The following is a 9,960-nucleotide window of genomic DNA, read 5'->3' as shown; positions in this document are numbered from 1 at the left end:
ACAGCCTGTGGAGAGGCTCCTTGCCTCGTTGAAGCGGAACCCGCCCAGGGATCAAGCTAGCTTGTTTCCGCTGGGAATCCTCCGCCTTTAGGCGGGGGAGGATGTCAACAAGCCCAACATGCGCTTTGTGGCGGACGTTGAGAGCGCAACCAACACCCACCCAGAGGTGGTGTGCCCTTTTGCGCATGTGCCTTGAGGCAGGGGCTGCTAGGGTCCTTGTGCTGGACTACGCCTTTCGCTCTGGCCGGGATTCCTCCCTTGTGACCTCCGGCATTCTGTCGGCCTGCGACGGTGTGCGCGAGGGCCTTTGCCACAACCTGACACATGATCTCCACTATCGCGAGATCACCCTGGAGGGGCAAGGGGCATGCACACCAATGCCATTATGCGCGACGTTCTGGACGCGGATGTGCTCATAGCAGCCCCTGTGGCCAAGACCAATTCTTCCACAGGTGTGAGCCTCTCTCAAGGGGCAGATGGGCCTTGTCCTTGATCGTGGCAGCATGCACTCGCACTACGACCTCGACACGGCAATAGTCGATCTGTGCAGCCGCATCAAGCCAGACCTTGCCGTGGTGGACGCCACAAGGGTGCTCAGCACCAACGAGCCCTACGGTCCAGGCAAGGGGCTGCATCCAAACGAGGTCATAGCAAGCCCGAATCCCGTGGCAGCAGACGCCCTGACTGTTGCCTCCTACGAGTGGTATGGCCGCAGCATTGCCCCTCTCAAGGTAGGACACATAGCTCTCGCCCACGCGTGGCCTCGGGCGCATGGACGTGGAGAACCTGAACGTGCAAAGGATTGTCGTCTAGCCTTAGGGGAAAGGCCGTGAAGATCCGCTTGCAGTGCGTCATTCAGGGTGTGAGCCTTGCTCGTGTCCTTGCCCTTGTTCTTTTTGCCGGCAACGGCGGAGTGGTCGGCCTTCCTGCGGACCTGTACTTGAGGCTCGACCCCTGGCAGGCGTTGTCATGCACCTTGTCTGCCGCGAGTTTCTTCCTTCCCTTGCGCCAGCCCTTGCCACGCGTCCTTATGCCCTTCTTCTCGTGCCCCTTTGGGAAGGGGGCCTTGCTCTTGGGATCGAGGCTTTTGCGCCGTTTCTTGAGGCAGCGCATCCCACAGACCTTCTCTATCTGCAGATTGAGCAAGGTTCCTTCAGGACGGCTTCCTTCGTGCTTGTCTTCTGGCTTGTCCTGGCAGTCCTCGAGTGCGTGCGGCCACGCTTCTGGTGCAGGTATCTGTGTCCTGCAGGGGCACTCCTTGCGCTTTTTGCACGCCTTGTCCCGTTCAGGATAGTCAGGGAGCGCACATGTACGGGATGTGGGCAAGTGTGCCTCAGCCTGCCCGGCAGGCCTTGAGGCTTCGGGTGTGTCCGGCAATCGTGCCATGGCTTGCGAGTGTCTACCTGCCTTTCCTGTATACAGGCCTGCGAGTACGGGGCACTGCGGTATGCCCCGCAGGCCGGGCTTCTCAAAAGGAGTGCAGGCAGCTCCCCCCCCCCGTCCTTCGCGCAGGACCTTTTATTCCCGTGCGCGCCCCGGGTTCGCTTCCGGAGCCGGACGTTCTTGCGTGCTGCCTGCGTTGCGGCCTTTGCATGCAGGCACTGCAGGCCCCTTTTCCCCTGCCCTTGATCCGAGGAGTGGGGCCTGTCTGCCAGAGTGTGCGCGCTACGGTACTGTCTGCCCGACACACGCCATATTGCCCCTGCCTCTTTCCGAGAAGAGATGGGCCAGGGTGGGCATAGCTACCCTCAAAAAGAATCTTTGCCTTGCCTGGGCCGAGGACAAGCGCTGTATGGTGTGCAAGGAAAAGTGCCCCTACGGTGCCGTGAACGTTGTCGTCCAGCCCGGGCACGTGGCTGCGGTTCCGGTTGTGGACGAGACGCGTTGCTATGGGTGCGGATTTTGCGAACATCACTGCCCGAAACCCGTATCAGCCATAGTCGTTGAGGCCAGGGGAGCCCTGTGTCTTGCCGAGGGCCTTGACTTTGAGAAAGATGCAAGAAGAAGGGGCCTCAGGCTGGATGCAACAAAGCTGCCGCTCACAATGCGCCAGTGCCGGATATGGACGGGGCTGGGGCGCCTCCTGGCTTTCTCGAATAGGGGGCTTGCGCAACCCCGCTCAGGCAGGCAGGCCTGTCCTTAAGGCCACAGATAGGGAGTTCCCGGGAGGGAGAGACCTTCTGCCTTGGGACTGTCATCTGGCGCCTGAGAGGGCGGAGCAGGGGGCCTAGGGAACCATGGGCTTGGGCTAGTCCTGTATGCCAGCCGGCACGTTCGGGAAACAAATCTCAAAATGAGCATGTCAGAAAATTTTAAAAATCCCGAAAAAAATTTTTATTTCATGTTTTCAATATGTTTCCATGGTACCTTAAAAGAGATTGTCAAGTTGCTATGTTAATAAGTAATTGAGATTACAAGAATTTTATTGCATAATCAAAAAGAGACTGGTTGGTCTATTTTTGGGATGAACTGGACAAGTTTCCGAAAAATGCCTATATGAAAGACGTCTAGACAAAATTGGCATATCGGTATAATTCATATCTCGCATGGCAGCCGTCCTCTCCCGGCGAGAGGATGGCCCAAATGGTGAGAGTCGGAATGTCGACAAAATCTGCGGCACGTCAAATATATTGTCTGTCCCGCGACAGACAGCCATATTGCGACAAAAACGCAATATTTGCTTGAGGCAACGTCCTCTGGCCCCTTGTTTTCCCATCCTTCGTGCAAACAGTATGAGGATGGGCTCTCCCGCACTGTTCCCAAAAACAGACTCAAGCCGCCTTGAGAGGCGGTTTGGCCGTGACACAAAGACAACGGGAAATGCCCTGGGCAGGGGACAAAAGAGTTTTTGAACAGGCAACAGAATAGGAATACCTTATGACAGATATATCGCCCCAGGCCTCCATACAGGATGCCAGGACAGGGACAGCACAGGATGCTGCTCAGGACATGCAGGCAGAAGCTGCCGGCATGGCCGCTGCACCCGATCCAAACATGGATGCAACCGGGAATGCTCCCACGAATGCAACCGCCCCCGCAGACGTGGCCGAATCAGGCGACCATGATTCAGGCTCTTTTGTCCTGGACGGGGAGAATCAGGATACGTCCGTGCCCGAGGAAGGCACGAAGGAGGCCGAGAAGACCGAAAAATCGGACAAGACCGACAAAGCCAAAAAGTCTGGAAAGACCGGGAAGACCCGAAAGTCCGGGGCTTCGGGCAAGAGCGCAAGGAAGAAGGCCGCCACAAGGCGGCGCGCCACAACGGGTTCTGAGTCTGAGAAAGGCATGACTGAGGCAGAGCCTCCGAAGGAGTGGACAACACCCGTCCCCTTTGCCACTCGTACCCTGCTAGAGCTTGACTGCGCGAAGCTTCCGCCTGTTCTCGGGGATTTTTGCCGCGGTATTTCCTGCGAACTGCAGGTGCCGGAGGAAACCGTTCTTGCCAGCGCCCTGGCCGTAATCGCAACCTGCGCCCAGAGCACCTACTCTGTCGAGCTCTACGGAACAAGCGCCGTCCAGCCCACCAACCTTTTCATCATGTCTCCCATGCAGCAGGTACGCCGCAAGCGTGCGACACTCAAGGCATGCCTTGCTCCCGTACGGGTATGGGAAGAAGCACAGGCGCGCGAAGTCGGGCCCGAGATCACGAAGGAAAACATCCAGAAGATGATCGCCAAAAGGGCCATCCGCAAGCTTTCCAGGGAAGCCGTGGACGCTCAGGTGGCGAGGAAGGAGGAGGTTCTCCAGGAGCTCGTCAGGCAAATCTGTGCGTTGCAGACAAGCCTTTATGAAGGAGCCGTTGTCCCCCGCCTTGTGACCGATACGCTGGCAGGGCTTGAGGATGCCATGCACGAGCAGCATGACACGTTCACCCTTGCAAGCGCCAGCGACAATTGCCTGGACATTTTCTCTGCAGCCTCCTCAAGGTCTGCGAAGAGTCTTGTGGCAAAGGCATGGGATGCAGACCGCCACGATGTGAACAGAAAGGACAGGGCCTACAGCATGTGGCCAAGGCTTTCCATGGCCCTCGCTCCCCAGCCAGACGCCCTTGCGGATCCAAAGAAGGTGAAGATCCTGCAGTCCAGGGGCCTTGCTACGCGCTTTATCTACTTCATGCCGATTGAGCGCACTTTCGGAGAAGAAACAAGGGCGCCCAAGGAAGTTGTCGAAGCCTTCTTCAGGAGGGTTTTGCGCATTTTGCCCGCGTCCTGGAACAAGCCCGAGGAGGCACGTACCCTCACCCTTTCCAGGAATGCGGACCTCTTGTGGCGTGACTACCAGAAAAGAGCCGACAGGCTCTGCCAGGGTCTTGCTGCACCCATGCAGGAGTGGATCACCATATTTGCAAGCGATGTTGTGGGAAGGATTGCAGCACTTTTCCACCTTGTGTCTTGCGACAATCCCAGGACCAACCTTGTCATCTCCGCAGAGGAGATGGCACAGGCCCTTGCTCTCGGAGACCTTCTTTTCGAGCACGCAAAGGCTGCCTTTGCGCTCATGCTTCAGGACAATCCGGAAGATTCCGCCCGCAAGGTTCTTGACGCTGTCAGCAGCAGCGGCTGGAGTGTCTTTTCTGCCAGGGAGTGCTTTCAGTCCCTGAAGGGGCAGGGGTGTTTCCGCACCATGAAGCCCCTGAACACTGCGCTCGAAGCGCTGATTGAACACGGCTACATCCGCACCATATCCGTGCCCGGAAAGAGCGGCAGACCCATGGTTCGCTACGAGCTCAATCCCGCAGTCGTGCAAACCCAAAGCAACAGTGGCACCGTAGCTGTAGATGCAGGTGCAACGGCTCAAGGCTGTGAAAGTGTCCCTGTCGAAACAGCTGGCACTGTCAGCGGACTCCCTGCCTCGGACAGCCGGAAGGGGGAAGAAACCGAAAGGGAGGAAGCCAATGCCAGCGCCCAGGACGCTCGTGATGTCGCACAGGACAGTGCCGGGGCCAGGGAAGGCAGTGTGGCAGACAGTGGGGAGGAAAGCCTCGACGCCAGCCCCGAAGGCACTGCTGCCAGCTCGGACAACGCTGTCCCTTTCCAGCCCAAGGCTCAGAGCCTGCCTGGCCTGACCTCACAGAAGGCTCAATGACGCCCGAGATGCTGGCCGCGGCATGGGCTCTCTGGATAGTGTTCTGGCTTGTGCTCCTTTGGTGACCTACATGCTTTGCACCTTGATCCATATCCTTCTTGCCGTACTGGCCCTTGTGCACGGCCTTGCCGCATCACAGGGGCCTGCAGGGCAGGGGCAGTCGTACCCGGGAAACGAAGGTAGGGTCGTGATCGTCTCTCTCCCTCGTTGCCTGCCTAGGGCAATCCTGACTCAAGTCCCGAGGCCCTGGCCCTGCGCATGGCGTGGCCCTCCGGCCTTTGCGCTCACATCCCGGGGAAGAAATTTGTTCGCTGCGGGTTTTGCGTGCATCAGTGAAGCCCGTAGGTCAGTCTGGTCAGCACCCAAAATGATCTTTTCTTTGACCTTCTCATTGTTTTCAAGTAGTTGAATCTTGTAAGCCCTGTATCCTGCAGGGACTGGCTGGCATTCGGCATTCTCCCGCAGCAGCGGGACTTGTGCTCTTCCCTGTTTCTCCGCAAAGCCCCAGGGCTTTTTCATGGCCGGCTGCGCAAAGGAAATCAGCACCATGATAAGCCCCGCAATGAAGGAGTCTGACATGAAACGGCTTGTTGGCTTGCTGGTGGCAGTTGCCATTCTTTGTGCTGGTCTTCTTTTGGGTGGCACACAGGCGTTTGCCCAAAACTACGCCATTGTGACTACCAAGATGATGCCCAAAAAGAAATATTATGCAACAGAATTCGGATGTCGAATGGGCGGTGATGTCATTGTCTATTACGAACGTCCAGAGGAAGGCAGGATTTTTCAGAACAAAGACGATGTGAAAATTTCCACAAATATTGGTTCTGTGAAATTTGATTCCGATAGAAAAGTTTTTATAGATTTGGAAAAAAAAGGAAAATCACTCTTTTTTGTCTACACACCACAAAATAGTATATCACTAGATGGATATTTTATCATAAGAGATAAAAGAAACAAGATTATTGTACATCCAGGAATTAATTATAAATTTATAGATTTTGAGCCATCAGGAACAATGATAACTGTCAGATCTCTTGGAAATAAAAAACCGCTTTCTTTGGATCAGAAAGATGTCACTATCACAACTGTGAGCGGAGCAACCATTTCTGTTGATCAAAATGAAATTTATTTTAAGAAGAAAAATTATATATTGACGTTTAGATTTGATCCATCGAGAGAAGAAGCCTATTGTTTTGTTCACTAGTACGAAGCAGAGGCATTTATGAACAGACGTATTCTTCTTGTTGCAGTCTGTATATGTCTTTTGTGCATGGCAGAGATGTCTGCTGTTTCTCCTGTGCAGGCCTGGAAAAGCTATCAGCACTACGGCTACAGGGAAATCCAGGAATCAAGCGACAATACCTGGCTTGATGTGGACATCATCAATCATCATGACATGCATGGTGTTCTGATCATGGATGCCAAGGTCCGGTGCAACTACAGTGGTCTCAAAAAGGCGGGTCTGGCCTCCGGTCTGAACAATGTCGTGTTTCGCACCCAGCATGGCGTTGCCAGGCTGAAGTCCATGTGCACCTGTGTTGCCGACAGCGAGGCAACAATCTCCTTCAACAGGCCCTATGGTGTTCCGGGTGCTCCCATGCCGACTGACAAGGCGCTCGATCTCATGAACACGCTCATTCTGGAAAAGGTCACTGCACAGGACAGCAAGACAGGCCGCCCTCTTGATCTCACCAGACACATTGGCCTGGATACACGCAAGCCACCTGTTCTCATAGCCAGGTAGCGCAGCAGAGTCAGCTGAAAATTCACACAGACACGCATATGCCCCTCTCCCGAGGGGCTTTTTCTTGCCTTGAGGGAAGCGATGCAGGCCCGGACTCTGTCGGCCACCTTACGTTTGGGGTAGAGGCGGGCTGTCCAGAGTACGTCCGGATTGAGGATGCCCTAGCCCCTTGCTGCGGCACCAAGGGCTGCAGCCTTCATGCGCAAGGCCTCGCAGGGCCTTGAAAGGGGAAGTTCCCTTTTCCAGGCAAGGCACAGTCTTGTCTCAAGCCTGGGGGAGAGGGGGCGAAAGCAGAGGTTCTCCAGCCCGCATGTCCCTTCAGGGCAGAGCGCAAGTGCTGCTCCCGTAGCAGCCAGAGCCTCGGCACAGGGGATGTGGTTGAAGGAGCCTGCGATATCAAGGTCCTTTCCTGTCTCCCCGAACCAGGCGCGCAGCGCACTCTTCTCAAAGGCCTTTTGGGGGAAGGGGAGCAGGAGGGGTGTGTTTGCAAGATCCTTCGCAGTGAGGCGTTCACGGATCGCAAGTGTGTGGTCCTTGTGCAAATAGACGCCCCACATCTCCCTTTCCGGGAAGGACAGACTTTCAAACAGATCCTGATCGCAGGGAAGGGGGAGCAGGGCAAAGTCGAGCAAGCCCTTTTCCAGTCTTTCGGCCAGTTCCTCCTCCCTTGCAACATACAGATGCACGTGCACGTCCGGGTGCTCGGCTCGCAGGCCGGCAATGGCGGTGTACAAGGGGAGGCAGGCCCTTGTCCCTCTAAGACCAATGTGTATGTCTCCAGCGACGGGTGCGTCGTGTGCTGCAAATTCGGCATCTGTCTTGTTGAGCATGTCCACGATTTCCTCTGTGCGTCCGCGCAGGCGCAGGCCGTCGGCTGTCAGGTGCATGCGCGCACCCTTCCTGTCGAACAGGCGCAAGCCCAGCTCCCCTTCGAGATCCTTTATGCGGCGCGAGAGGGTGGACTGGGTCAGGTGCAGTTCCCTGGCTGCAGCGGCAATATCGCCCTCGCGGGCCACAGTGAGAAAATAGCGCAGAACTCTGAGTTCCATGGAAAGCCTCCACAACGCGTGTCCTTGTGCACGGCATGCTTTCAGGGCATGGTGTGTCATGCAGAACAGGCATTTGCATTTTTTTCGACCCCGTTAGATACCCTCTGTGTGACTGTTGTATGACGGTTCAGTATGGCAGGCACGGTTTGCCAGCCGCAGGTTCGGCAAGATAAGGAGGATAGCCCATGCAACAACCGGAAATAGTGCTCAACAACAATGTCCGCATGCCCCAGATAGGCTTTGGTGTCTTCCAGATCCCGGCTAATGAGTGCGCTGATGTCGTTGGAACTGCCCTTGGGGCCGGCTACCGCCTTGTGGACACTGCCCAGACCTACTGTAACGAGCGCGAGGTAGGCAGGGGCATACGCGAAAGCGGCCTTGCACGCTCAGACATCTTTGTCACCACCAAGGTCTGGGTCACGGAGTACGGCAAAGAGAAGACGCGCAGGTCCCTGGACGCAAGCCTTGAGCGCCTGGGACTGGACTACGTGGATATGGTGCTTTTGCACTTTCCCGTGCCCCACGTTTTCGAGCGCACCATCGAGGCCTGGCAGGATCTCGAAAAGGAACTTGCAAATGGCAGGGTGCGGGCCATCGGCGTGTGCAATTTCCACATCCCTCATCTCGAACGCCTCATGGACGCCTGTACGGTTGTTCCTGCAGTGAACCAGGTGGAGCTGCACCCCTACTTCAGCCAAGAGTCCCTGATGGACTTTCATGCAAGGCACGGCATTGCCACTCAGGCCTGGTCGCCCCTGGGCGCGGTCATGATCTACGATGCTGCAGGTATCAGCGAGCCAGTGCACGTGCTGCAGGACGAGACTCTCTGCGCCCTTGCGCAAAGGTACGGCAAGAGCCCTGCCCAGATAGTCTTGCGCTGGCATCTGCAGCGCGGTGTTGCCATCATCCCCAAGAGCGTGCATGAGGAGCGAATCCGCCAGAATCTGGACATCCTGGATTTTGCCCTGTCCGACGAGGACATGGCCCTTGTGAATGGTCTCAACAGAAACATGCGCGGAGCTCTCGATCCCGATATGGTGCGTGTGGACACCTACGAGACCAAAATGTACGAACAATAGGGCAGGGTGCGAACGTGAGAGGAGAGGTCATGCAGTATGCGCAACTGAACAACGGGCAATCCATGCCCATGCTGGGGCTTGGTACCTACACGCTCACAGGCAAACGGGGTGTGGACATCATGCTCGACGCCCTGGAGCTTGGCTACAGACTTCTGGACACGGCCAAAATGTACGGCAACGAGCGCGAGGTGGGCGAGGCTTTCCGCAAAAGCGGCCTTGGCCGTGAGGAGCTCTTTGTCACAAGCAAGCTCAACTCTCCCTGCGCATCCTATGCCCTTGCCAAGAGGGGCATAGCCCAGAGTCTTGAGGCCCTGCAGATGGACTACGTGGACCTCATGCTGGTGCACGAGCCCTACGAGGGGGCAGAGGAGATGTACAAGGCCCTGGAGGAAGCGCAGGCTGAGGGGCTTGTGCGCAGCATAGGCATCTCCAACTTCGGCCTTGGGCGCTGCGAAAGGCTCTATGCCAATGCGCTTGTGGTGCCAGCCGTGAACCAGCTGGAAAACCACGTGCGCTTTCAGCAAGGTGAGCTGGTGGACTGGCTGCAGCAAAAGGGCACGGTCGTGCAGGCTTGGAGTCCCTTCGGGGCAGGCAGGGGGAACATCTTGTCCGACCCTGTCCTTGCGGACATTGGGAAGAACTACGGCAAGACTGCAGCCCAGGTGGCATTACGCTTCCTTGTTGAGCGCGGGATTGCCGTCATACCCAAGGCTTCAGTGAGGGAGAGGCTCAAGGCAAACATGGAGATTTTCGACTTTGCCCTGACAGACGATGAGATGCGAACAATACGCGCCATGGACGGAGGAAGCTCCTTCTTTTCCTGGTCCTAGATCTGAGCAGAACAAAATCGCGCTTTGGAAAAACAGTGATCCCTACAGCTTGCAAGCTCAGGATGAAAAAAGTTTGTCAAAAATGCAGAAATTTGTTGACAGACCCATGCCACAAGCGTAGAAGCCTCCCTCGCGCCAATTGAAAACGCACCTTGCGAATTCATTTGGAGCAA

At 56.2% G+C, this 9,960-nt stretch carries 10 protein-coding genes and 1 pseudogene; 9 read left to right on the top strand and 2 right to left on the bottom strand.

Annotated features, from left to right (window positions below; all coding sequences use genetic code 11):
• Positions 1-185: 185 nt before the first annotated feature.
• The 5 genes and pseudogenes from B5F76_RS14625 to B5F76_RS13980 all read left to right on the top strand — a co-directional run bounded on the left by B5F76_RS14625 (position 186) and on the right by B5F76_RS13980 (position 5,085).
• Positions 186-419 (top strand): hypothetical protein, encoded by a 234-nt coding sequence (locus B5F76_RS14625; RefSeq protein WP_162608872.1) that lies wholly within the window; start codon positions 186-188, stop codon positions 417-419.
• Positions 420-473: 54 nt separating this feature from the next.
• Positions 474-833: pseudogene (locus tag B5F76_RS13995) on the top strand (DUF362 domain-containing protein); the annotation flags it as partial.
• Between the two features lie 136 nt (positions 834-969).
• Positions 970-1,356, top strand: a complete 387-nt coding sequence (locus B5F76_RS15625) for a 4Fe-4S binding protein (protein WP_087355663.1) — start codon at positions 970-972, stop codon at positions 1,354-1,356.
• Between the two features lie 223 nt (positions 1,357-1,579).
• Positions 1,580-2,143, top strand: coding sequence for a hypothetical protein (locus B5F76_RS13985; RefSeq protein WP_162608871.1), 564 nt, complete (start codon positions 1,580-1,582; stop codon positions 2,141-2,143).
• Positions 2,144-2,877: 734 nt separating this feature from the next.
• Positions 2,878-5,085, top strand: a complete 2,208-nt coding sequence (locus tag B5F76_RS13980; protein ID WP_087355659.1) for a DUF3987 domain-containing protein — start codon at positions 2,878-2,880, stop codon at positions 5,083-5,085.
• A gap of 231 nt (positions 5,086-5,316) precedes the next feature.
• On the opposite strand, the gene B5F76_RS13975 is transcribed toward B5F76_RS13980, so the two are convergent.
• Positions 5,317-5,634: a hypothetical protein gene (locus B5F76_RS13975; RefSeq protein WP_087355657.1), complete on the bottom strand. Its 318-nt coding sequence runs from the start codon at positions 5,632-5,634 to the stop codon at positions 5,317-5,319.
• 28 nt (positions 5,635-5,662) lie between these two features.
• On the opposite strand from B5F76_RS13975, the gene B5F76_RS13970 reads away from it, so the two are divergent.
• Together B5F76_RS13970 and B5F76_RS13965 are read left to right on the top strand one after the other, a co-directional pair.
• Positions 5,663-6,289, top strand: coding sequence for a hypothetical protein (locus B5F76_RS13970; RefSeq protein WP_144268504.1), 627 nt, complete (start codon positions 5,663-5,665; stop codon positions 6,287-6,289).
• 66 nt (positions 6,290-6,355) lie between these two features.
• Positions 6,356-6,829 (top strand): hypothetical protein, encoded by a 474-nt coding sequence (locus tag B5F76_RS13965; protein ID WP_162608870.1) that lies wholly within the window; start codon positions 6,356-6,358, stop codon positions 6,827-6,829.
• 161 nt (positions 6,830-6,990) lie between these two features.
• Here B5F76_RS13965 and B5F76_RS13960 read toward each other — a convergent pair whose 3' ends face one another.
• Entirely contained in the window at positions 6,991-7,878 is an 888-nt protein-coding gene (locus tag B5F76_RS13960; RefSeq protein ID WP_162608869.1) for a LysR family transcriptional regulator, read from the bottom strand.
• 185 nt (positions 7,879-8,063) lie between these two features.
• On the opposite strand from B5F76_RS13960, the gene B5F76_RS13955 reads away from it, so the two are divergent.
• Entirely contained in the window at positions 8,064-8,957 is an 894-nt protein-coding gene (locus B5F76_RS13955) for an aldo/keto reductase (protein WP_087355649.1), read from the top strand.
• A gap of 29 nt (positions 8,958-8,986) precedes the next feature.
• Positions 8,987-9,787 carry an aldo/keto reductase gene (locus tag B5F76_RS13950; RefSeq protein ID WP_087355647.1) on the top strand — a complete coding sequence of 267 codons (801 nt, stop codon included), beginning with the start codon at positions 8,987-8,989 and terminating at the stop codon, positions 9,785-9,787.
• Positions 9,788-9,960 lie beyond the last annotated feature (173 nt).

The sequence above is a fragment of the Desulfovibrio sp. An276 genome (assembly GCF_002159665.1).
Lineage (GTDB): Bacteria > Desulfobacterota > Desulfovibrionia > Desulfovibrionales > Desulfovibrionaceae > Desulfovibrio > Desulfovibrio faecigallinarum.
The sequence above is the reverse complement of the archived record's forward strand: the minus strand, read 5'-3'. Positions and strand labels throughout refer to the sequence as shown.

Bases quoted from the DNA above. Each gene is read 5' to 3' on its own strand.
- B5F76_RS14625 (WP_162608872.1), top strand. From the start codon at position 186: ATGTGCCTTGAGGCAGGGGCTGCTAGGGTCCTTGTGCTGGACTACGCC.
- B5F76_RS15625 (WP_087355663.1), top strand. From the start codon at position 970: ATGCACCTTGTCTGCCGCGAGTTTCTTCCTTCCCTTGCGCCAGCCCTT.
- B5F76_RS13980 (WP_087355659.1), top strand. From the start codon at position 2,878: ATGACAGATATATCGCCCCAGGCCTCCATACAGGATGCCAGGACAGGG.
- B5F76_RS13975 (WP_087355657.1), bottom strand. From the start codon at position 5,634: ATGGTGCTGATTTCCTTTGCGCAGCCGGCCATGAAAAAGCCCTGGGGC.
- B5F76_RS13970 (WP_144268504.1), top strand. From the start codon at position 5,663: ATGAAACGGCTTGTTGGCTTGCTGGTGGCAGTTGCCATTCTTTGTGCT.
- B5F76_RS13965 (WP_162608870.1), top strand. From the start codon at position 6,356: ATGGCAGAGATGTCTGCTGTTTCTCCTGTGCAGGCCTGGAAAAGCTAT.
- B5F76_RS13960 (WP_162608869.1), bottom strand. From the start codon at position 7,878: ATGGAACTCAGAGTTCTGCGCTATTTTCTCACTGTGGCCCGCGAGGGC.
- B5F76_RS13955 (WP_087355649.1), top strand. From the start codon at position 8,064: ATGCAACAACCGGAAATAGTGCTCAACAACAATGTCCGCATGCCCCAG.
- B5F76_RS13950 (WP_087355647.1), top strand. From the start codon at position 8,987: ATGCAGTATGCGCAACTGAACAACGGGCAATCCATGCCCATGCTGGGG.